Raw genomic sequence first — 20909 nt, 5'->3', positions numbered from 1 at the left:
AAGATCGGCGCGTCGTTCATAGGTCCTACCAAGTGACTGCTGTAAACGCCAACGCCGTATATGAGCGTGATTGCCACTTAGAAACACGTCGGGAACACGCTGATCCGCATACACCTCAGGTCGGGTGTAGTGCGGGCAATCCAGCAAACCATCCGTAAAGGAATCTTCCTCAGCGGAGTCCGCATGCCCTAAAGCTCCAGGCAGCAGCCGTGTAACCGCATCGATCAGGACCATGGCCGGCAGCTCACCGCCAGACAGTACATAGTCGCCAATCGACCACTCTTCATCGACATGAGCCTCAATAAAGCGCTCGTCAATGCCTTCATAGCGGCCGGCAATCAGGATCAATGCATCCGATTGTGCCAACTCGCGTACCGCCGACTGATTCAGTTGACGGCCTTGGGGGGACAGGTAAATAACCTTCGCCGCCTCCCCGGCTGCTGCCTTGGCCTGAGCCAGCGCATCTTCCAGGGGCTTGATCTTCATCACCATGCCCGGACCACCGCCAAACGGGCGATCGTCCACAGTGTGATGCCGATCCGTCGTGTAATCTCGGGGATTCCAACAGGTCAGCTGCAAGAGCCCCTGTTTGACCGCACGACTGGTGATGCCGTAGTCGCCAATGGCGGAAAACATCTCGGGAAACAAACTGATCACTTCTACGCGCAAGTTAGCCACGCTTAGAAGTCCGCGTCCCAATCCACCTTCATCTCGCCCGCTGCGAGGTCGACTGCCAACACACATTGCTCCGTATAGGGCAACAGGCGTTCGCGATCATCCAGGCTGCCAGCGCAAGGCTTGACTACCATTACATCATTGGCGCCGGTTTCCAGAAGATGGTCGATTTTCCCGAGCAATTGCCCCAGTTGATCGATGACCTTCAGACCTTCCAGCTGGTACCAGTAGTACTCACCGTCGGTCAATTCAGCGAACAGGTTGCGCGGCACGCAGATCTCGTAACCGGACAGAAGGCGAGCTTCTTCACGATCATCAAGACCCTTGAGCTTTGCGACCAGGAACTTATCGATCCCGCGTCCACTGACCAGCTCGACCTGCTTGACATTGCCTTCGCGCTTTAGCGTCCAGGTTTTGTACTGCAACAGGTTTTCAGTCGGATCAGTAAAGGAATAAACCTTCACTTCGCCGCGAACGCCATGAACAGAATAAATTTTGCCAATAACGATCAAATCATCGGCAACAGCAGGCGTCGCGTTCATATTGCTCAGGCCGCAGCCTTGGCAGTTTCCTTCAACAACTGAGCAACGCGCTCAGAAGGTTGTGCACCAACGCTCAGCCAGTAGGCTACGCGCTCTTGGTTCACGGACAGACGAACTTCCTGACCACGGGCAACAGGGTTGAAGAAACCAACCTGTTCTTTGTGGGAACCGTCACGCGGGTTGCGCGAGTCGGTTACGGTCAGATGGTAAAACGGGCGCTTTTTGGAGCCGCCAAGGGCAAGACGGATTGTTAGCATGTGAACATCGTTCCTGTAGTCGGTGCTGCAAATCTAAAGGCACAGCGGGCATAGGTGCCCGAAAGGCCGCATATTCTAAGGAATATCCGGACTTTTGCAAATGTCTTTTTCCGGCGGCCTATCGGACGCCATGCAGATTTGCTATAGAGCCGTCGTTTAAAACGGCCAGTCAGCTCCCGCCGAGTGCGGGTTTGCTGTTGATCCTGCATCCTTGCAGGGTATGCGCCGGCGCGACGACCGGCGAAGTCTTTACATCTTTGGCATGCCGCCGCCGGGCAACATACCGCCCATGCCGCGCATCATTTTCGCCATTCCGCCTTTGGCGGTGAATTTCTTCATCATCTTCTGCATCTGCTTGTGCTGCTTGATCAAGCGACCGATGTCCTGCACCTGAGTGCCAGAACCCATGGCGATCCGGCGTTTGCGCGAACCGCTGATCAGCTCAGGGTCGCGGCGCTCGGCCGGGGTCATGGAGTTGATGATGGCTTCCATCTGTTTGAACTGCTTCTCTGCGGCAGTCTGGGCATTGCCCATTTGCGACAGGTTGACGCCGCCGATGCTCGGCAGTTTGTCCATGAGCCCGCCGAGGCCGCCCATGTTTTTCATCTGTTGCAGCTGATCGCGGAAGTCTTCGAGATCGAAGCCTTTACCCTTCTTCAGCTTTTTGGCCAGCTTGTCGGCCTTGTCCTTGTCGAGCGTCGCTTCAGCCTGTTCGATCAGGCTGAGCACGTCGCCCATGCCGAGAATCCGCGAAGCAATACGCTCAGGATGGAACGGATCGAGCGCTTCGCTCTTCTCGCCCATACCGATGAACTTGATCGGCTTGCCGGTGATGGCGCGCACCGACAGGGCGGCACCACCGCGCGCATCGCCGTCGACCTTGGTCAGGATCACACCGGTCAGCGGCAGTGCATCACCAAAGGCCTTGGCCGTATTGGCGGCGTCCTGGCCAGTCATGGCATCGACCACGAACAGGGTTTCGACCGGATTGATCGCGGCGTGTAGCGCCTTGATCTCGCCCATCATCTCCTCGTCGATGTGCAGACGACCGGCGGTGTCGACGATGACCACGTCGATGAATTTCAGTTTCGCTTCTTTAATAGCTGCGCTGGCAATGTCGACCGGCTTCTGGCTCAGGTCAGACGGAAAGAAGGTCACACCAACTTCAGCGGCGAGCATTTCCAGCTGTTTGATCGCCGCCGGGCGGTAAACGTCCGCCGACACAACCATGACCGACTTCTTCTTGCGCTCTTTAAGGAAGCGCGCCAGTTTGCCTGCGGTGGTGGTTTTACCGGCACCCTGCAGACCGGCCATCAGAATGACGGCGGGCGGCACGGCGCTCAGGTTCAAGTCTTCGTTGGCTGCGCCCATCAGGCTTTCGAGTTCGGCCTGGACGATCTTCACGAACGCCTGGCCCGGCGTCAGGCTGCGCGACACCTCAGTGCCGACAGCGCGCTCCTTGACCGAATTGACGAAGTCCTTGACTACCGGCAGGGCGACGTCTGCCTCGAGCAACGCCATGCGCACTTCACGCAGGGTGTCTTTGATATTGTCTTCAGTCAGCTTCGCCTTGCCGGTGACATGGCGCAGCGTCTGCGAGAGACGGTCGGTTAAGTTTTCAAACATTGCGCGATCCTTTCAGGCCCTGTGTAGACCGGGATAATGGCGGCCCAGACCGGAATCAACATGTGCTCGGCGAGCCTGCGGCGTGGGCAGGTCGCGGATTATAGCGAAGACTGCGTCTGGCGGACACCTCGCTGTCAGCTTCCTGAGTCTTTCGTGTCATGGCGGTTCTATGCCAAACTCAGCCCCTTTCGGGCTTGCCTAACAGGATTTATGCTCCCCTTGTCACCCAGTTTGCTGACTACCCTCGCCGCCGCCCTTCTATATGCCGCTGCGACCCTTTATCAGAGCACTCGTCTGGCCACCGGCGCCAAGGCGAACAAGCGTCTGCTGGTTACCCTCGGCGTCCTCGCCGTGGTGGCCCACAGCGCCAGCCTGCTCACTCATTTGCTGACCCCGATCGGTCTGGGCCTGGATTTCTTCAGCGCCTCCAGTCTTATCGCGGCGGCAGTGATCGCCCTGACGCTGATCGCCTGCTCGCGGATTCCGGTGGAGAACCTGCTGGTGTTGTTGTTCCCGCTGGGTGCGATCACCGTGTTGCTGGCGCAGTTCGCGCCGACCGGCACGGTGCAGATCATCGATGAAGAGCCAGGCATCCTCGCGCACATTCTATTGTCGATCCTCGCCTACGGCATGTTCACCATTGCGGTGTTCCAGGCCTTGCTGCTGCTGGTGCAAGACCACCAACTCAAGCACAAGCACCCATCCGGGCTGATCAAAAACTTCCCGCCGTTGCAAACCATGGAAAGCCTGCTGTTCGGCTTCCTGTGGGCTGGCTGGACGCTGCTGTCGCTGTCGCTGATCTCCGGCTGGCTGTTCGTCGAGAACCTGTTTGCCCAGCATCTGGTGCACAAGACCTTGCTGGCGTGCCTGGCCTGGATCGTGTTCAGCGTGCTGTTGTGGGGCCGCAACCGTCTCGGCTGGCGTGGCCACAAGGCGATCCGCTGGACTCTCGCCGGTTTCTGCCTGCTGATGTTGGCGTATTTCGGCAGCAAACTGGTTCGTGAATACATTCTGCACATCTGACGGGCGGCATAAATGGACGCTTTGCCCATAGGGCCGATGCTCACGGTATTTTTCCTGCTGGTTTTATGGTCGGGGCTGTTTACCGCGGTCGAAATCGCGCAGCAGCACCTGCTCGCACAACGCACGGCCTCGCGCGCCAGCGATAAACCGCTGGCGAAGCTGAGCTTCCCGCTCGAAAGCCTGATCCTCTGCAATACCCTGTGCCGTGCGCTCGCCGTGGTGATCGCCACGTTGCTGGCGATTTTCCTTTGTGAAGAAAACGGCCCGTGGGCGGCTTGCCTGGGTGTCGGCGCGGTGTTGCTGGTGTTTGCCGATTACTTCCCGCGCACCCTCGCCCAGCGTTATCCGGATGCCGTGCTGGCGTTTGGCAATTCGCTACTGGCCGTGCCGCTGAAAATCATTTATCCGTTCGCCTGGCTGCTCAGCCGTATCAGCGCTTTGCTGATGACGCCGTTTGTGCGCAAAGTCCAGGTCGTGCAGCAAAGCGAAGACGATGCGCCGGCTGATCGTCACGATGATTCGGAGCACCCGGTTCGCGCGCACCCGGTATCGGGCATCCACGCGTTGGACAACATTACAGTCAACGACATTCTGGTGCCACGCAGTGACGTCGACGGTATCAACCTCGACGACCCGATCGAAGAAATCATCGAACAGCTGCGCAACACCAAGCGTACGCGCCTGCCGCTGTTCCACAGTGATATCAACCAGGTTGAAGCGGTGCTCAACACCCGGCAGATTCGTCACCTGCTGGACAATGACGACCTGACCCGCGAAGCGCTGCTGGCCGCCAGTTACGAGCCGTACTTCGTGCCGGAAAGCACGCCGCTGCAACTGCAACTGCTCAACTTTCACAAGCAGCAGCGACGCCTGGGCATGGTGGTCGACGAATACGGCGAAGTGCTTGGCATCGTGACGCTGGAAGACATTCTTGAAGAGATCGTCGGTGAATTCGAAAGCGAGCACAGCCTCGATAATCCGCACATTCACCCGCAAGCCGATGGCCGCATGATGATCGACGGCACCGCCTCGATCCGTGAGTTGAACAAGTGCCTGGGTTGGCACTTGCCTAGCGATGGGCCAAAAACCCTTAATGGCTTGGTAACCGAGGCGCTGGAGACCATTCCAGAGAGCGCGGTTTGCCTGAAGATCGGCCGTTATCGGTTGGAGATTCTCGAGACCGAGGAGAACCGGGTGAGTAAGGTGCTGATCTGGCATACGAGCTTGGTTCCAGCATTGGCGCCTGCCAGATAAAGATCAAAACATCGGGCCGCATTCGGACGATCTTTGCTCTTGTTCAATCGTTAGCCACCTTCCTATAATCGAGCTGGCTTACCCAAGCCTCGCCGAACCTTGTGCTTACCCAGCACAAAACAGGTTTTGGCAATTTCCGCTTCACTCCGACGACTGTTCCTACTCGAAACAGCGCTCGCGTCTCATCCCACATCCCTGGGTGCTCAACCATAATAATTCGCTCCACCGGAGCTCATGACTGTCAGGGATCACCGCATGACGACCAGTACCGCTTTCAGCGAAACCGCGCCTGCCCAACCGACCAACTCCGCCACCCGCGTAGCGACGGCGAGTTTTATCGGCACCGCAATCGAGTTCTACGACTTCTATGTCTACGCCACGGCTGCCGCACTGGTGATCGGGCCGGTATTCTTTCCGCAAACGTCCGGCACCGCGCAGATGCTCTCGGCGTTTCTCACCTTTGGCATCGCCTTCCTCGCTCGACCATTGGGTTCGGCGCTGTTCGGTCACTTCGGTGATCGCATCGGGCGCAAATCGACACTGGTCGCCTCGCTGCTGTTGATGGGTGTCTGCACCACGCTAATTGGTGTGCTGCCGGGTTACGCCAGCATCGGGGCCTGGGCGCCGATCCTGCTTTGCGTTCTACGATTCGGCCAAGGACTTGGGTTGGGAGGCGAATGGGGTGGCGCCGCGCTGCTGGCCACAGAAAATGCGCCGAAGGGCAAGCGAGCCTGGTTCGGCATGTTTCCACAGCTCGGCCCTTCGATTGGCTTCCTCGCCGCCAATGGCCTGTTCCTGACGCTGGCCATGACGCTGGACGACGAGCAATTCCGCAGTTGGGGCTGGCGCATTCCGTTTCTGCTCAGCGCAGCGCTGGTGATGGTCGGTCTGTATGTACGTCTGAAACTCCACGAAACGCCAGTGTTCGCCAATGCCATGGCGCGCCAGGAGCGGGTCAAACTGCCACTGGTCGAACTGTTCAGCCAGCATTGGGCGCCGACCCTGTTGGGCGCGGCAGCAATGGTGGTGTGTTATGCGCTGTTCTATATCTCCACGGTATTTTCCCTGAGCTACGGCGTATCCACCCTGGGTTACAGCCGTGAGACATTCCTCGGCTTGCTGTGTTTTGCCGTGCTGTTCATGGCGGCTGCGACGCCACTGTCGGCTTGGGCCAGCGACCGTTATGGACGCAAACCGGTGCTGATCATCGGCGGTGTGCTGGCGATTCTTTCGGGGTTTCTGATGGAGCCGCTGCTGACTCAGGGCTCGACCTGGGGCGTGGCGCTGTTTCTGTGCATCGAGCTGTTCTTGATGGGCGTGACGTTCGCGCCGATGGGCGCGTTGTTGCCGGAGCTGTTCCCGACGCACGTGCGCTATACCGGCGCGTCGGCGGCGTACAACCTCGGCGGTATTGTCGGGGCCTCGGCGGCGCCGTTCTTTGCGCAGAAACTGGTGGCGATGGGTGGTTTGAGTTACGTAGGCGGGTATGTTTCGGTGGCGGCAGTGATCAGCTTGATCGCGGTGCTGTGTCTGAAGGAAACGCGCAATAACGACCTGAATCAGATTGCCTGAATCAGAAGTAAAAGCTTCGCGAGCAAGCTCGCTCCCACAGTGTCCGTGTCGCGCACAAAATGTGTGAACACCGCCGAACCTGTGGGAGCGAGCTTGCTCGCGAATGCCGCGACTCGGTCTTAGAGTTCTACAACAACAGCCTGAGCAGCACGAGTCGCTTTAGCACGCGCCGCATCAATCGACTCATCCCGCGCCAATGCCACGCCCATCCGGCGCTGACCATTCACCTCAGGCTTACCGAACAAACGCAACGCCGTATCCGGCTCGCTCAGCGCAGCCCCAAGGTTGGCGAATGCAGTCTGGGTCGACTGCCCTTCCACCAGAATCACCGCCGAAGCTGATGGGCCGAACTGACGGATCAGCGGCACCGGCAAGCCTAGGATTGCCCGGGCATGCAGGGCGAACTGCGACAGATCCTGCGAAATCAGCGTCACCAGACCAGTGTCATGCGGACGCGGCGAGACTTCGCTGAACCACACCTGATCACCTTTGATGAACAGCTCGACGCCAAACAGACCACGGCCACCCAACGCCTCGGTTACCGCTTTGGCAACACGCTCGGATTCCGCCAGCGCAACCGGACTCATGGCTTGTGGCTGCCAGGATTCCTGATAGTCGCCCTTCTCCTGACGATGCCCCACCGGCGCGCAGAACGTAGTGCCACCGATGTGACGCACGGTCAGCAGGGTGATTTCGTAGTCGAAATCGATGAAGCCTTCGATGATCACCCGACCTTTGCCGGCACGACCGCCCTCTTGCGCGTAGTCCCAGGCTTTCTGCACGTCATCGGCGCTGCGCAGCAGGCTCTGGCCCTTGCCCGACGAACTCATCACCGGTTTGACGACACATGGGAAACCCAGGTCTTCAACGGCTTTACTGTAGTCCTCAAAGGTATCGGCGAAGTGGTACGGCGAGGTCGGCAGGTCCAGCTCTTCGGCGGCCAGTCGACGGATACCTTCGCGGTTCATGGTCAATTGCGCGGCGCGGGCAGTCGGGATGACGGTAAAGCCTTCGGCTTCAAGTTCGACCAAGGTGGCAGTGGCGATGGCTTCGATTTCCGGCACGATGAAGTGCGGCTTTTCGGCTTCGATCACTGAACGCAGTGCGGCGCCGTCGAGCATGTTGATCACGTGGCTGCGATGGGCGACCTGCATGGCCGGCGCATTGGCGTAACGGTCGACGGCAATCACTTCAACGCCCAGACGTTGCAGCTCGATCACCACTTCCTTGCCCAACTCACCACAGCCACACAGCAATACGCGGGTCGCGGTTGGCGACAATGGAGTTCCGATACGGGTCATCTCAGGTCCTCAAAGAAGCGGATCATCGAGGAAAGCGTCGCCATGCGCGCTTTCCATGGGGAGAAAGCGCGGCATTTTACATGAACCCGAGGGTTTGGCTTCAGCTGGCGACAGCCTGTTTGCGATCGCGCCAGGCCATGATCAGCCAAACCGCGGTGACACCAGCAAACTTCGAGGCCAGCGCGGTGATGATGACCGGCGGCGTCAGCAGGTCGATCATGCCGAAGAAGATGAAAGTATCGAGGGGAATGCTCAGCGCCGAACTGATCCACAAGCGGTCGCGTAACGGCCGCTTGGTGATGCTGAACACCAGCCAGTCGATGCATTCGGAGACCGCGAAAGCGGTGGCGCTGGCCAGCGCAATAGACGGGTCGGAGGTGACGTAAGACAGCACCAGCGCTGCCAGCATGGCAACGATTGCGCCGTGGCCGAACCGGGTTTGCACCATGTCCCGCAGCACGAACACCAGCCCGCCCCACGCCGACCAGATGATGTCCAGGTGCGGTGCGGTGGAGAAAGCGAAGTTGATGAGAACAACGCTGCTGATGTAGGCGATGAGGAAAATCATGGGGGCGACCTGTCAGATTGGCGCACAGGTTACTGGAGCGGTAGATCAAGAGCCACCCCCTCACCCCAGCCCTCTCCCCCAAGGGGGCGAGGGGGAAAGGGAGCAGATCTGCGAGCCGTTCAAAATTAGAGTTCGGCGCGCAATCGCAAGTCGGTGTAGCCCGAACAAACAACCCGTTCAGTCTCCACTCCCTTTTGGGGAAAGGGCGCAGATCGGGGGGCTTTTCAAAACTCGAGTTCGACTCGATAGTTCAGGTCGACGTAGCTCGAATAAACACCTCGGTCAATCCCCTCTCCCTCTGGGGGAGGGCTAGGGTGAGGGAATTCTCAAGTTGTTCACGATTTCGAAGGAATCATCCACACCAACCCACTCGCCTTCGCCCGTTCATGACACAACCCCAACACCAACCGCCGCTCGTCGTTGCACATCCGGCTCCAGCGCGTAATCTCTTCAACCGTACGCTGGCAGCCAGTGCAAATGTCATCCTCATCCAGCGCACAAATGCTCACGCATGGCGAGGCAACAGGTCTTTCGGGCGTGGTCATTCTTCCTGCTCAACCAGATCACGGGCATATCGCTGAGCGTTGTGCACATAGTGGGCGGCGCTGGCTTCGAGCATCTTTTTCTGCGGCTCGGTGAGCTCACGCACGACCTTGCCCGGCGACCCCATGACCAGCGAGCCATCGGGAATTTCCTTGCCTTCACCAATCAGCGAGTTGGCGCCGATGATGCAGTTCTTGCCGATCTTCGCGCCGTTAAGAATCACCGCGTTGATGCCGATCAGGCTGTAATCGCCAACCGTGCAACCGTGCAACATGGCGTTATGGCCAATGGTCACACCCGTGCCGATGGTCAGCGGGTAACCCATGTCGGTGTGCATCACCGTGCCGTCCTGGACGTTGCTGTTCTTGCCGATCAGGATCAGTTCGTTGTCGCCGCGCAGCACGGCGTTGAACCAGACGTTGGCGCCCTCTTCCAGTTTGACCTTGCCCACCAGCACAGCATTGGGGGCCACCCAGCTCTGTGGATGGGTCTCGACACGGGCGTCGCCCAAGCGGTATTTCATCTTGTTTTCCTCAGGGCTCACGGTGCTGGGCCATTCGAACGATGGCTTCAGGTATTGATAAAGCTTTTCGGCGGCTGATGCAGGTTGATTTTCGTGTCATAGAGCAGGTTGATCAACTCGACGATCATGATCGCCGTCAGCCCCCAGATCTTGTACTCACCGTAACGATAACTCGGCACGTACCAACTGCGGCCCTGATAGTCGATGCGATGGGTGTGGTCGCGAGGGTCTGAGCGGAAGAATTCCAACGGGACGCTGAACACCGCGGCAATTTCCGCGTCGTTGGGCTGGTACTCGACGAAATCCGGAATCACACCCACATAAGGCGTGACCTTGATGCCGTGCAACGAGATCAATGGGCTGAGCGGGCCGATGACTTCGACCAGTCCGGGCGGCAGGCCGATTTCTTCTTCGGCTTCGCGCAAGGCGGTGAAGATCAGGTCAGGGTCTTCCTGGTCGCGACGCCCGCCGGGGAAGGCGACTTCGCCGCCGTGGGTCGAGAGGCCGCTGGCACGCAGGGTCAGCACCAGTTCCGGCTCGTCACTGCGGGTGATCGGCACCAGAACGGCGGCCTCGGGGAAACGTTTGTCGGTCTCCAGCGTTCGCGGTGTGTGGTTGCTTACCCTATGCAGTAGCTCGTCCAGCATGAGTGTTCTCGATCTGTGCCTTACCCTGCATCATGCACCAATCATTGCAGCCGCCCAACCCCCTCGCCGGCCCATGTCGCGAAACGACAACTTGCCGACCGACACCGCTGCACGCCAAGATAGGCGCAGCCTTCAGGAACCCAAGCATGAAATTTTGCAGCCAGTGCGGTAACCCGGTGACCCAGCGCATTCCCGAGGGCGACTCGCGGCTGCGATTTGTCTGTGATAGCTGTCAGACCATTCACTATCAGAACCCCAACATCGTCGCCGGCTGTGTCGCGACCTGGGGCACTAAAGTGCTGCTCTGTCGCCGCGCCATCGAACCGAGACTCGGTTACTGGACCCTGCCCGCCGGGTTCATGGAAAACGGCGAGACCATCGAGCAGGCCGCTATCCGCGAAACTGCCGAGGAAGCCTGCGCCCGGGTGCGCAACCTGAGCATCTATACCCTGATCGACGTGCCACACATCAGCCAGGTGCATGTGTTTTATCGCGCCGAACTGGCCGATCTGGATTTTGCTGCCGGCCCGGAAAGCCTGGAAGTGCAACTATTCGACGAAGCCGACATTCCATGGGACGAGCTGGCTTTCCGCACGGTGGGGCGTACCTTAGAATGCTTCTTCGCTGATCGGCGTGATGAGGTGTATCCGGTTCGTTCGGAATCGATCCCACCGTTGGCTCAACCTGCTATCACTTAATTTCGACGCCGGCCGATACACAGGGCGCAGGCGACATCTGCACAATATCTATAACTTATGTATCTGCGTCACTCTTGGGGAATCGTTTCAATGCGCTGGTTGCTTGCCCTGTTCTGCCTGTCATTCGTCACAGTCTCGCAAGCGTCATTCGTGACCACCGTGACGCCGTCGAATACCCCGATGATCGAAAAAGTACTGGTACTCAAATCGGCTCATCGACTGCAGTTGATCGCCGACGGCAAGCCGCTCAAGAGCTATCGCATTTCCTTGGGCAAGGGAGCGAAAAAAGGGCCGAAACTGATAGAAGGCGACAAACGCACACCTGAAGGCTTTTATTGGCTGGACTGGCGCAAGACCAGCGACAAATTCAACCTGTCGATGCACATTTCCTACCCGAACATCACCGATTCGGCCCGCGCCCGCCGTGAAGGCGTCGAGCCTGGCGGGATGATCATGATCCACGGCACGCCGGACACGGAAGAAAACCCCGAAGACCTGCTGCATACCCTGGACTGGACCGACGGCTGCATCGCCATGCGCAACGTCGATATGCGCGAAGTGTGGGGGCTGGTGCCGGACGGTACGATGATCGAAATCCGCCCGTAAGCCATTAATAGTGACCATTCGTCACTCCTGAAAAAAATAAATCAAAAGATCGCAGCCTTCGGCTGCGCCTACAGGGGTGATACCACTCTCTACTGTAGGCGTTGCCGCAGGCTGCGATCTTTTCCGTTTCAGAGCCCACCCTTAATACCACTTCAAACCCACCCTCCTGAAACCCGCCATTTCATTGGACTAGTGACCATTTCACTGCGTTGACATGGTATTCAAGTGGTATTAATTTCCGCCCCACAAGCGAGCTACAACAATCCTATACTCGCGCCGGAAATGACTGACATGAATGACCTCCACGTCCTACGTCCCGACGACTCCCAGCCGACGCCGCTGTACCTGCAATTGGCGCGCAACCTGGAAGCGGCGATTCATTCCGGTCAGTGGAAAGCCGAACAGGCGATGCCTTCGGAGCGCAATCTCAGCGAGCAGCTCGGCATCTCCCGCGTTACCGCACGCAAGGCGCTGGAAGTGTTGTTCGACCAAGGCTTGATCCGTCGCTTGCAAGGTTCCGGCACGTTCATTACCCCACGTCTGGAACAACCCCTTTCACGCCTCTCCGGCTTCAGTGAAATGCTCCGCCTCAAGGGCTTCGTGCCCAGTTCGCAATGGCTGGAGCGGGAAATCACCCTGCCGACCCACGAAGAACTGATCCGCCTCAGCCTGTCGCCGAACGACAAAGTCGCGCGCATGAAACGCCTGCGCAAAGCCGACGACACGGTGATGGCCATCGAGATGAGCACCCTGCCCGCCTCGATCATGCCCAAGCCGCAAGCGGTGGGCGATTCGCTCTACGAATACCTCGACGGCATCGGCAAACCGATCGTCCGCGCCTTGCAGCACATTCAGGCGATCAACGCCTCGGACGAATTCGCCGCCCTGGTCGGCATCGCCCCCGGCACCGCCATGCTGCTGATGACCCGAGTCGGCTATCTGGAAGACAACACGCCGATCGAAGTCACCGACACCTATTGCCGCAACGACTACTACGACTTTGTTGCAGAGCTGCGTCGTTAAGAGCAGCCATAAGCGAGAACCAAAATGTCCGAAGACAACATCCTCACCGCGCAGGGCTGGGTTCGCGGCCGGCTGATCCACGAACACGGCAAAGTCGTGTCGATCGAAGGCGTGCCCTGCGATCCGGCAGACAACGACCTGCCGTATCTGCTGCCGGGCTTCATCGACCTGCACGTTCACGGCGGTGGCGGCAAAGACATCATGGAAGGCGCCAGCGCCTTCGAGACCATCACCAGGACTCACGTGCGATTCGGCACCACCTCGCTGCTGGCCACCACCATGACCGCACCGAGTGCCGAGATTTCCAGCGTCCTCAAGCAAGTCGGCGAGTTCTGCGAACAGCGGCCCAAAGGCAGCGCGCGAGTGCTCGGCGTGCATCTCGAAGGCCCGTATATCAATCCCGGCAAGCTCGGCGCCCAACCGAACTTTGCCCACACCGCGTTGATGGCCGAGGTCGAAGAGTATCTGGCGCTGGCGCCGATTCGTGTGATCACCATAGCCCCGGAAATCGCCGGCCACGACGCTTTGATTCGTGAATTGAGCAGCCGCGGCATCCGCATGCAGATCGGCCACACCCTCGGCAGTTACGAGGAAGGCGTCGCCGCGCTGAATGCCGGCGCGTCCAGCTTCACTCATTTGTACAACGCCATGAGCCCGTTGCATCACCGTGAACCGGGGATCGTCGGCGCGGCACTGGCCCACGCTAAATTCGCCGAGCTGATTCCGGATTTGCTGCACGTGCACCCCGGCGCGATCCGCGTGGCCCTGCGCTCGATCCCGTGCCTGTATTGCGTCACCGACTCGACCGCTGCCGCCGGCATGCCCGACGGTGAGTACAAGCTCGGCAGCCACACCGTGACCAAATGCCTGGGCGGCGTACGTCTGCCGGACGGCACGTTGGCCGGCAGCACGCTGACCATGGATCAGGCTCTGCGCAATCTGGTGAAAATCGGATTGCCGATTGCCGAGGCCTCGCAACGTCTTTCGCAATTCCCCGCCGACTACCTCGGCATCAACGAACGCGGGCGCCTTGCACCTGGCGCCTGGGCCGACTGCGTGCGGCTGGATCGCTCACTCACACTGACCGCCGTCATGGTCGAAGGAGAAGACATTGACTTCAAAAATGCTTGAGGAGGCGCTGTCCTCGTTCGAGGCCGTGCAAGCCCAACTGCAACAGCTCGACCCGCAATTGATCGAGATCGCCGGGCGTCTGCGCCGTCAACCGCCGCAAGTGGCAATGACCATCGCACGCGGCAGTTCCGACCACGCGGCGAGCTACTTCGCCTACCTGACCATGCAGCAACTGGGCGTGCCCGTGGCATCGATACCGATGTCGGTGGTGACCATGCAGCAGGCGCCGTTGAAGGTCAGCGGTCAGGTGGCGTTTGCCTTTTCGCAATCAGGGCAGAGCCCGGATCTGGTCAACAGCCTGCGCTTGTTGCGCAAACGTGGCGCGCTGAGCGTGTCGATGGTCAACGCCGCCGATTCGCCATTGGAAGCCGCGTGTGAATTCAGCGTGCCGCTGCTGGCCGGTATCGAAAGCAGCGTCGCCGCGACCAAGAGTTTTATCGCCACCCTCAGCGCCAGCGCTCGTTTAATCGCGCACTGGAAAGAAGACAGCGAACTGCTTGAGGCGCACAACGCTCTGCCGGAAGGCCTGCGTACTGCTGCCAAACAGGACTGGAGCGTGGCCATCGACGCCCTGCGCGATTGCGAACGCCTGATGGTCATCGGCCGTGGCGCCGGTTTTGCCATCGCCCAGGAAGCAGCATTGAAGTTCAAGGAAACCTCGGCGATCCAGGCCGAAGCGTTCAGCAGCGCCGAAGTCCGTCACGGCCCGATGGCACTGATCGACGAGCACTACCCATTGCTGGTCTTTGCTCCACGCGGTGCCGAACAGGCCGGTCTGTTGAGCCTGGCAGCCGAAATGCGTCAACGCGGTGCTCGCGTATTGCTCGCCGCGCCAGATGACGTGATCGAACGCGACCTGACCCTGAACCGCGCCGAACACCCGGCCCTCGATCCGATTCTGGCCATCCAGAGTTTCTACGTGATGGCCGCAGGTTTAGCCGTGGCCCGAGGCATGGACCCGGATCAACCGCGCCACCTGAGCAAAGTGACGCGTACGCACTAAGTCCGAATGACCGCACTCCTGATGAGACCGAGCCATGCACAACAACAATAAAGAGCTGACCCTCAGCGCCCCGCTCAGCGGCCCGGTGCTCACGCTCGCCAAAGTCCCGGACGCGGTGTTCGCCAGCGGCGCGATGGGCGACGGCATTGCCATCGACCCACTCAACGACACTCTGTATTCGCCGTGCGCCGGTGTGATTATTCATGTCGCCCGCACCGGCCACGCCCTTACTGTGCGCGCCGATAATGGCGCTGAAATCCTTCTGCACCTGGGTCTCGACACCGTCGAACTGAATGGCGAAGGCTTCTCGATGCTGGTCAAGGAAGGCGTGCGTGTCAGCAACGGTCAGCCGCTGTTGCGTTACGACCTGGACAAAGTCGGCCAGCAATGCAAAAGCCTGGTCAGCCTGTTGATCCTGACCAACAGCCAGGATTTTCAGGTACGGCCCATCACCCTGAAACCGGTGAAAGTCGGCGAGCCGTTGTTGCACATCGTGGCGCGGAACGCTTCGGCATTTAATGCAGAAGAGATCGGCGGACCTGAGGTTCAGGGTCATGTGTTGGTCGCGCATCGCGGCGGTTTGCATGCCCGCCCAGCCGCACTGATTCGCCAGACCGCGCAAGGTTTCAACAGCCGTTCGCAGTTGCACTTCGCCGGTAAGTCGGCGCCGTGCAACAGCCTGATCGGAATGATGGGACTGGCGATCGGCGAGCAGGACGCCGTGCAAGTCAGCTGTCAGGGTCCGGACGCCGAAGCCGCGCTGCAAGCGTTGCTCACGGCACTGGCCACCGCGCTGCCGGATGACCATCACGCCGCCGCACCGGTCAACGCTGCACCCCGCAAGCGTTCGGCCGAGGCTGGCGTATTGCAGGGCGTTTGCGCCGCACCGGGTTTGGTTGCCGGGCCGCTGTTTCGCTTGAACACCATCAGCTTGCCGGTGGATGTCGGCAATCACGATCCGCTTGAGCAACAGCAGGCGCTTGAGACTGCGCTGATTCAGGTGCGCAGCGAAATTGACGTCACCCTCGCCCAAGCGAAAAAGCACAAGAATGCTGATGAAGAAGCGATCTTCGCCGCGCATCTGGCCCTACTGGAAGACCCGGCCCTGCTAGACGCCGCACAACAATCCATCGACCAAGGCACCGCCGCAACCCACGCCTGGAGTCAATCGATTGATGTCCAGTGCGAAGTCCTGCAACACACCGGCAGCGCGCTGCTGGCCGAACGCGCCAACGATCTGCGCGACCTCAAGCAACGCGTGCTGCGCGCCCTGCTCGGCGAGGCCTGGCACTACGACGTACCGGCCGCCGCCATCGTTGCCGCCCATGAACTGACGCCGTCGGATCTGCTGCAACTCAGCGCGCAAGGTGTAGCCGGTTTGTGCATGGCCGAGGGCGGTGCGACTTCTCACGTAGCGATTCTGGCGCGCGGCAAAGGTCTGCCGTGCATGGTGGCGCTGGGTTCAGCATTGCTCGATCAGCCGCAAGGTCAAGCGGTGGTGCTCGATGCCGACGGCGGTCGACTCGAACTGACGCCGAATGCCGAGCGACTGGCCGAAGTCCAACAAACGCAAATCGACCGCCAGCAACGCCGCAATGCGCAGCAAGCCAAAGCGCATCTGCCCGCCGAAACCCGCAACGGTGTGGCCATCGAAGTCGTCGCCAATGTCGCCTCAAGCGCTGAAGCTGAAGACGCCTTTGCCAATGGCGCCGATGGCGTCGGGTTGCTGCGCACCGAATTCCTTTTCGTTGATCGCCAGACCGCACCGGACGTCGAAGAGCAACGTGCTGCCTATCAAGCCGTCATTGATGCGATGGGCGACAAATCAGTGATCATCCGCACCATCGACGTCGGCGGCGACAAGCAGCTCGACTATCTGCCGCTGCCGGCCGAAGCCAACCCGGTGTTGGGCCTGCGCGGCATTCGTCTGGCCCAGGCGCGGCCGGAAATCCTCGATCAGCAACTGCGCGCGCTGCTGCAAGTCAGCCCGTTGCAACGGTGCCGGATCCTGTTGCCGATGGTCACCGAAGTCGACGAACTGCTGCACATCCGTGGCCGCGTCGATGTCCTGTGCCTGGAACTCGGCATCGACCAACGGCCGGAAATCGGCGTGATGATCGAAGTCCCCGCCGCCGCGTTGCAAGCCGAACAATTGGCCGAACACGCAGACTTCCTGTCCATCGGCACCAACGATCTCTCCCAATACACCCTGGCCATGGACCGCGACCACGCCGGCCTCGCCGCACGGGTCGATGCCTTGCATCCGGCGCTGTTGCGCCTGATCGCCATGACCTGCGAAGGCGCGGTGGTGCATAAGCGCTGGGTCGGTGTGTGCGGCGCATTGGCGTCCGATCCACTGGCAACGCCGGTATTGATCGGCCTCGGCGTCACCGAACTGTCGGTGAGCCCGGTGCAGATCGGTGAAATCAAAGATCGCGTGCGTCAGTTGCACGAAGCCGAATGCCAACGCCTCGCCCGCGACTTGCTCAAGCTGAGCAGCGCCGCCGCGGTGCGTCACGCCTGTCACCAACATTGGCCTCTGCGCTAACAAAAACAACAAGGACAAACGCCATGTATCAACTCTTCATCGAAGGCCTGCAACGCCTCGGCCGCGCGCTGATGCTGCCGATCGCGATCCTGCCGATTGCCGGCCTGCTGCTGCGTCTGGGCGACACCGATCTGCTGAACATCGCGATCATCCACGATGCCGGCCAGGTGATCTTCGCCAACCTGGCGATGATCTTCGCCATCGGCATCGCCGTCGGTTTCGCCAAGGACAACAACGGCACCGCGGGCCTGGCCGGGGTGATCGGTTATCTGGTGATGATCTCCACCCTTAAAGTGCTCGATGCGAGCATCAACATGGGCATGCTCGCCGGGATCGTCAGCGGCCTGATGGCCGGCGCGCTGTACAACCGTTTCAAGGACATCAAGCTGCCGGAGTACCTGGCGTTCTTCGGTGGCCGGCGTTTTGTGCCAATCGTCACCGGGTTCGCAGCGGTCGGCCTGGGCGTAGTGTTCGGCTACATCTGGCCGCCGATCCAGCACGGCATCAACAGCTTCGGCGCCCTGATGATGGAAAGCGGCAGCATCGGCGCGTTCGTCTTCGGCGTGTTCAACCGCCTGCTGATCGTCACCGGTCTGCATCACATCCTCAACAACATGGCGTGGTTCGTCTTCGGCAACTTCACCGACCCAACCACTGGTGCGCTGGTGACCGGCGACCTCTCGCGCTACTTCGCTGGCGATCCGAAGGGAGGCCAGTTCATGACCGGCATGTTCCCGATGATGATCTTCGGCCTGCCCGCCGCGTGCCTGGCGATGTACCGCAACGCTTTGCCGGAACGCCGCAAGGTCATGGGCGGGATCTTCCTGTCGATGGCGTTGACGTCATTCCTCACAGGCGTGACCGAACCAATCGAATTCGCCTTCATGTTCCTCGCGCCGCTGCTGTATCTGCTGCATGCGTTGCTGACCGGGTTGTCGATGGCGATCACTAATGCGCTGAACATTCACCTCGGGTTTACTTTCTCTGGCGGTTTTATAGACATGATCCTGGGCTGGGGTAAATCCACTAACGGTTGGTTGGTGTTTCCTGTCGGTCTGGCTTATGCAGTCGTCTATTACGCCGTTTTTGATTTCTGCATCCGTCGATTCAACCTGAAGACGCCGGGCCGTGAGGACGTGGCTGTTAGTGAAAAAGCCGTACTGACTGAAAACGAGCGCGCCAGTGCCTACATCAAGGCATTGGGCGGCGCTGAAAACCTACTGACTGTCGGCGCTTGCACCACGCGGTTGCGACTGGAGATGGTTGATCGCAACAAGGTCTCGGACACTGATTTGAGAGCGCTGGGGGCGATGGCCGTTGTACGTCCGGGCAAGGGCGGGAGTTTGCAGGTCGTCGTTGGGCCGCTGGCGGACAGCATCGCTGATGAGATTCGCCTGGCGATGCCGGCGTTGGGGCGTACGGTTATTGCTGAACCTGCCGCGATCGTCGAAGAACCGAAAGCGCTGGTGATCGCAGGTTCCGAGGCTCAGCAGTGGTTGAAAGCGCTGGGCGGCGGCGACAATGTGCTGCAACTTGATTGCATTGCGATGACGCGGATTCGGCTGCAATTGGCCGATGGCAAAGCATTGTCGGAAGCGCAGTTGAAGGATCTGGGGTGTCACGGTATCAGCCAGTTGGACGGCGGGGTTTGGCATTTGTTGGTGGGCGATAGAGCGGCGAGCTTGAGTGGGGCGTTGGAAAGCCTGGTGAATCGCAGCGAAGTCAGCGTGAAGGTTTAAATTGAGAGCGTCTGGACTGGCCTCATCGCCAGCAGGCTGGCTCCCACAGTTGGTTTTATATGCGATCAGCTAGAGATTGGTCGTCTGGCAGGTTCCCTTCGCGGGCAAGCCAAGCGCCCACAGGTTGTGCAGTGTCCTCAAAATGCTGCATGACCTGGGAAGATCTCGACAAATTCGACACCGTTTAAACAGTCAAAAGCCAACCCTCACCCTAGCCCTCTCCCAGTGGGAGAGGGGACTGACCGAGATGTTTGGTGGAAATACGCCGACGTGAAATACCGAGTCGAATTCAGCTATTGAAAAGCCCACAAATCGGCTCCCTCTCCCTCGGGAGAGGGCTGGGGTGAGGGGCAGCACCAACACAAAACAAAAGCCAAAACACGCGCTCTTCACCACTCACCAGGATGAGCGTTAGCTCGGCTGCAGCTCTTGATCTTGATTCACGGGCCCCGTCGGCAGGCTTCGTTCCGGGATTCATCCGGGGGAAAACATCGAGAGGAGGTGCAGCGAAGCAAACCGGAGGCGATGCCCCGGATGGATCCCGGAGCGAAGGAACCCCGAGCCCCAGCGAGCGGGCCGAACGTTGGGGCAAGCGTTTTTTGCTTACTTTTTTAGGCGTTTGTAAAAAAGTGAGTCGCCGTAAGGGCGAAACCGCCAGCCGCAGCACCCGAAGAAACGGATATTCACACAGCCAGCCAGAGCATGGTCGCCTATAAGGGCGCCATCGCTGGCAAGCCAGCTCCCACAGTGAAACGAAGCGCCCTTCAAATCGCAAACAACAAAAAACCCGCAGACAATCACTCATCTGCGGGTTTCTCGTAACAGGCGACTATCAGAAATCTTCCAGCCGCCACACCTCATAAGCCGGTGTCTCGTACGGATGACTGAGCTTCAACGCCGCCACAACAGCAACAATCAACTCATCCGCCACGACAAGCTCAACCTTCCATTCCTCAACCCGCTCAACCTGCCCCGCCTCGCCAATGAACGGCTGACTGCCATCCAAAGGTCGAAACTGGCCCAAACCGAGCACCTGCCAAGCACAGTGGTCATAGTCACCAATCCGCCCACCACCCGCAACGAACACAGCGTCCTTGACCACCTCGACATGACTGTCAGGAACAAAAAACCCAAGCTTGTACACGACGCTTAGTTAACCCACACACGCGCATTACGGAACATACGCATCCAAGGTGCGTCCTCGTTCCAGTCTTCCGAACGCCACGAGTTCTGCACGGCACGGAACACACGTTCCGGGTGCGGCATCATGATCGTCACGCGGCCATCACGGCTGGTGAGACCGGTAATCCCGCGCGGCGAACCGTTCGGGTTAGCCGGATACGACTCAGTGACCTTGCCATTGTTGTCGACAAAACGCATCGCCACACAACCCGACAGATCGGCTTCCAGCAGTGCTTCTTCGCTGGAGAACTCGGCGTGACCTTCACCGTGAGCGATGGCGATCGGCATACGCGAACCGGCCATGCCTTGCAGGAAGATCGAGTTCGATTCCTGAACCTGAACCATCGCCACACGCGCTTCGAACTGCTCGGAGCGGTTGCGCACAAAGTGCGGCCAGAACTCGGTGCCATGTATATTCTCGTTTATGTTTGTCTTATTCTGTATAATT

The 20909-nt window shown here is 59.5% G+C and carries 21 protein-coding genes; 10 read left to right on the top strand and 11 right to left on the bottom strand.

Going from position 1 to position 20909, the window contains the following annotated elements:
• The 4 genes from trmD to ffh form a co-directional block, all read right to left on the bottom strand.
• Positions 1 to 678 (bottom strand): tRNA (guanosine(37)-N1)-methyltransferase TrmD (gene trmD, locus ACIQVE_RS26605; RefSeq protein WP_402814276.1); only part of this gene is annotated, 678 nt, incomplete at its 3' end.
• A gap of 2 nt (positions 679 to 680) precedes the next feature.
• Entirely contained in the window at positions 681 to 1217 is a 537-nt protein-coding gene (rimM, locus tag ACIQVE_RS26600) for a ribosome maturation factor RimM (protein ID WP_402814273.1), read from the bottom strand.
• A 5-nt stretch (positions 1218 to 1222) separates the two neighbouring features.
• Complete coding sequence (gene rpsP, locus ACIQVE_RS26595; protein ID WP_025212042.1) at positions 1223 to 1474, bottom strand: 30S ribosomal protein S16; 252 nt, start codon at positions 1472 to 1474, stop codon at positions 1223 to 1225.
• A 249-nt stretch (positions 1475 to 1723) separates the two neighbouring features.
• Entirely contained in the window at positions 1724 to 3100 is a 1377-nt protein-coding gene (gene ffh, locus ACIQVE_RS26590) for a signal recognition particle protein (RefSeq protein WP_402814268.1), read from the bottom strand.
• Between the two features lie 210 nt (positions 3101 to 3310).
• Between ffh and ACIQVE_RS26585 the strand changes: the two genes are divergently transcribed.
• The 3 genes from ACIQVE_RS26585 to ACIQVE_RS26575 all read left to right on the top strand — a co-directional run bounded on the left by ACIQVE_RS26585 (position 3311) and on the right by ACIQVE_RS26575 (position 6949).
• Positions 3311 to 4123 carry an inner membrane protein YpjD gene (locus ACIQVE_RS26585; protein WP_402814265.1) on the top strand — a complete coding sequence of 271 codons (813 nt, stop codon included), beginning with the start codon at positions 3311 to 3313 and terminating at the stop codon, positions 4121 to 4123.
• Between the two features lie 12 nt (positions 4124 to 4135).
• Positions 4136 to 5377, top strand: coding sequence for a transporter associated domain-containing protein (locus tag ACIQVE_RS26580; RefSeq protein ID WP_402814262.1), 1242 nt, complete (start codon positions 4136 to 4138; stop codon positions 5375 to 5377).
• Between the two features lie 255 nt (positions 5378 to 5632).
• Positions 5633 to 6949 (top strand): MFS transporter, encoded by a 1317-nt coding sequence (locus tag ACIQVE_RS26575; RefSeq protein WP_402814260.1) that lies wholly within the window; start codon positions 5633 to 5635, stop codon positions 6947 to 6949.
• Positions 6950 to 7068: 119 nt separating this feature from the next.
• Here ACIQVE_RS26575 and purT read toward each other — a convergent pair whose 3' ends face one another.
• The 5 genes from purT to ACIQVE_RS26550 all read right to left on the bottom strand — a co-directional run bounded on the left by purT (position 7069) and on the right by ACIQVE_RS26550 (position 10531).
• On the bottom strand, positions 7069 to 8250 hold the full coding sequence (purT, locus tag ACIQVE_RS26570) for a formate-dependent phosphoribosylglycinamide formyltransferase (RefSeq protein ID WP_402814257.1): 1182 nt from the start codon (positions 8248 to 8250) through the stop codon (positions 7069 to 7071).
• Between the two features lie 100 nt (positions 8251 to 8350).
• Entirely contained in the window at positions 8351 to 8818 is a 468-nt protein-coding gene (locus ACIQVE_RS26565) for a preQ0 transporter (protein ID WP_187680012.1), read from the bottom strand.
• A gap of 335 nt (positions 8819 to 9153) precedes the next feature.
• The gene (locus ACIQVE_RS26560; protein WP_402814253.1) at positions 9154 to 9363 is read right to left on the bottom strand and encodes a DUF1289 domain-containing protein; all 210 of its coding nucleotides are present in this window, start codon (positions 9361 to 9363) and stop codon (positions 9154 to 9156) included.
• The gene (locus tag ACIQVE_RS26555) at positions 9360 to 9884 is read right to left on the bottom strand and encodes a gamma carbonic anhydrase family protein (RefSeq protein WP_047538150.1); all 525 of its coding nucleotides are present in this window, start codon (positions 9882 to 9884) and stop codon (positions 9360 to 9362) included. Before ACIQVE_RS26555 ends, ACIQVE_RS26560 begins: the two co-directional genes overlap by 4 nt.
• A 47-nt stretch (positions 9885 to 9931) precedes the next feature.
• Complete coding sequence (locus tag ACIQVE_RS26550; RefSeq protein ID WP_402814250.1) at positions 9932 to 10531, bottom strand: CoA pyrophosphatase; 600 nt, start codon at positions 10529 to 10531, stop codon at positions 9932 to 9934.
• 146 nt (positions 10532 to 10677) lie between these two features.
• Between ACIQVE_RS26550 and ACIQVE_RS26545 the strand changes: the two genes are divergently transcribed.
• The 7 genes from ACIQVE_RS26545 (at position 10678) to nagE (ending at position 19279) form a co-directional block, all read left to right on the top strand.
• The gene (locus ACIQVE_RS26545) at positions 10678 to 11229 is read left to right on the top strand and encodes an NUDIX hydrolase (RefSeq protein ID WP_402814247.1); all 552 of its coding nucleotides are present in this window, start codon (positions 10678 to 10680) and stop codon (positions 11227 to 11229) included.
• A 90-nt stretch (positions 11230 to 11319) separates the two neighbouring features.
• Positions 11320 to 11835, top strand: a complete 516-nt coding sequence (locus ACIQVE_RS26540) for a murein L,D-transpeptidase family protein (protein WP_402814245.1) — start codon at positions 11320 to 11322, stop codon at positions 11833 to 11835.
• A 291-nt stretch (positions 11836 to 12126) separates the two neighbouring features.
• On the top strand, positions 12127 to 12858 hold the full coding sequence (locus ACIQVE_RS26535; RefSeq protein ID WP_042557811.1) for a GntR family transcriptional regulator: 732 nt from the start codon (positions 12127 to 12129) through the stop codon (positions 12856 to 12858).
• 24 nt (positions 12859 to 12882) lie between these two features.
• Positions 12883 to 13989, top strand: coding sequence for an N-acetylglucosamine-6-phosphate deacetylase (nagA, locus tag ACIQVE_RS26530; RefSeq protein ID WP_402814241.1), 1107 nt, complete (start codon positions 12883 to 12885; stop codon positions 13987 to 13989).
• Positions 13970 to 14992 carry an SIS domain-containing protein gene (locus tag ACIQVE_RS26525; RefSeq protein WP_402814238.1) on the top strand — a complete coding sequence of 341 codons (1023 nt, stop codon included), beginning with the start codon at positions 13970 to 13972 and terminating at the stop codon, positions 14990 to 14992. The genes nagA and ACIQVE_RS26525 overlap by 20 nt, the downstream gene beginning before the upstream one ends.
• Before the next feature lie 34 nt (positions 14993 to 15026).
• Positions 15027 to 17540, top strand: coding sequence for a phosphoenolpyruvate--protein phosphotransferase (gene ptsP, locus ACIQVE_RS26520; protein WP_402814234.1), 2514 nt, complete (start codon positions 15027 to 15029; stop codon positions 17538 to 17540).
• Positions 17541 to 17563: 23 nt separating this feature from the next.
• Positions 17564 to 19279 carry an N-acetylglucosamine-specific PTS transporter subunit IIBC gene (gene nagE / locus ACIQVE_RS26515; RefSeq protein WP_402814231.1) on the top strand — a complete coding sequence of 572 codons (1716 nt, stop codon included), beginning with the start codon at positions 17564 to 17566 and terminating at the stop codon, positions 19277 to 19279.
• Between the two features lie 832 nt (positions 19280 to 20111).
• On the opposite strand, the gene ACIQVE_RS26510 is transcribed toward nagE, so the two are convergent.
• Positions 20112 to 20423, bottom strand: a complete 312-nt coding sequence (locus ACIQVE_RS26510) for an NGG1p interacting factor NIF3 (RefSeq protein ID WP_402814229.1) — start codon at positions 20421 to 20423, stop codon at positions 20112 to 20114.
• 5 nt (positions 20424 to 20428) lie between these two features.
• Positions 20429 to 20909 (bottom strand): phosphoribosylformylglycinamidine synthase subunit PurQ (locus ACIQVE_RS26505; protein WP_402814226.1); only part of this gene is annotated, 481 nt, incomplete at its 5' end.

This window comes from Pseudomonas sp. NPDC098747 (assembly GCF_044760045.1).
GTDB lineage: Bacteria > Pseudomonadota > Gammaproteobacteria > Pseudomonadales > Pseudomonadaceae > Aquipseudomonas.
Note: the sequence above shows the minus strand (reverse complement) of the source record. Positions and strands in the feature narration are given on the sequence as shown.

What these genes read in the sequence shown, in the direction of transcription:
- rimM (WP_402814273.1), bottom strand. Translation starts at nt 1,217, where the DNA reads ATGAACGCGACGCCTGCTGTTGCCGATGATTTGATCGTTATTGGCAAA.
- rpsP (WP_025212042.1), bottom strand. Translation starts at nt 1,474, where the DNA reads ATGCTAACAATCCGTCTTGCCCTTGGCGGCTCCAAAAAGCGCCCGTTT.
- ffh (WP_402814268.1), bottom strand. Translation starts at nt 3,100, where the DNA reads ATGTTTGAAAACTTAACCGACCGTCTCTCGCAGACGCTGCGCCATGTC.
- ACIQVE_RS26585 (WP_402814265.1), top strand. Translation starts at nt 3,311, where the DNA reads ATGCTCCCCTTGTCACCCAGTTTGCTGACTACCCTCGCCGCCGCCCTT.
- ACIQVE_RS26580 (WP_402814262.1), top strand. Translation starts at nt 4,136, where the DNA reads ATGGACGCTTTGCCCATAGGGCCGATGCTCACGGTATTTTTCCTGCTG.
- ACIQVE_RS26575 (WP_402814260.1), top strand. Translation starts at nt 5,633, where the DNA reads ATGACGACCAGTACCGCTTTCAGCGAAACCGCGCCTGCCCAACCGACC.
- purT (WP_402814257.1), bottom strand. Translation starts at nt 8,250, where the DNA reads ATGACCCGTATCGGAACTCCATTGTCGCCAACCGCGACCCGCGTATTG.
- ACIQVE_RS26565 (WP_187680012.1), bottom strand. Translation starts at nt 8,818, where the DNA reads ATGATTTTCCTCATCGCCTACATCAGCAGCGTTGTTCTCATCAACTTC.
- ACIQVE_RS26560 (WP_402814253.1), bottom strand. Translation starts at nt 9,363, where the DNA reads ATGACCACGCCCGAAAGACCTGTTGCCTCGCCATGCGTGAGCATTTGT.
- ACIQVE_RS26555 (WP_047538150.1), bottom strand. Translation starts at nt 9,884, where the DNA reads ATGAAATACCGCTTGGGCGACGCCCGTGTCGAGACCCATCCACAGAGC.
- ACIQVE_RS26550 (WP_402814250.1), bottom strand. Translation starts at nt 10,531, where the DNA reads ATGCTGGACGAGCTACTGCATAGGGTAAGCAACCACACACCGCGAACG.
- ACIQVE_RS26545 (WP_402814247.1), top strand. Translation starts at nt 10,678, where the DNA reads ATGAAATTTTGCAGCCAGTGCGGTAACCCGGTGACCCAGCGCATTCCC.
- ACIQVE_RS26540 (WP_402814245.1), top strand. Translation starts at nt 11,320, where the DNA reads ATGCGCTGGTTGCTTGCCCTGTTCTGCCTGTCATTCGTCACAGTCTCG.
- ACIQVE_RS26535 (WP_042557811.1), top strand. Translation starts at nt 12,127, where the DNA reads ATGAATGACCTCCACGTCCTACGTCCCGACGACTCCCAGCCGACGCCG.
- nagA (WP_402814241.1), top strand. Translation starts at nt 12,883, where the DNA reads ATGTCCGAAGACAACATCCTCACCGCGCAGGGCTGGGTTCGCGGCCGG.
- ptsP (WP_402814234.1), top strand. Translation starts at nt 15,027, where the DNA reads ATGCACAACAACAATAAAGAGCTGACCCTCAGCGCCCCGCTCAGCGGC.
- nagE (WP_402814231.1), top strand. Translation starts at nt 17,564, where the DNA reads ATGTATCAACTCTTCATCGAAGGCCTGCAACGCCTCGGCCGCGCGCTG.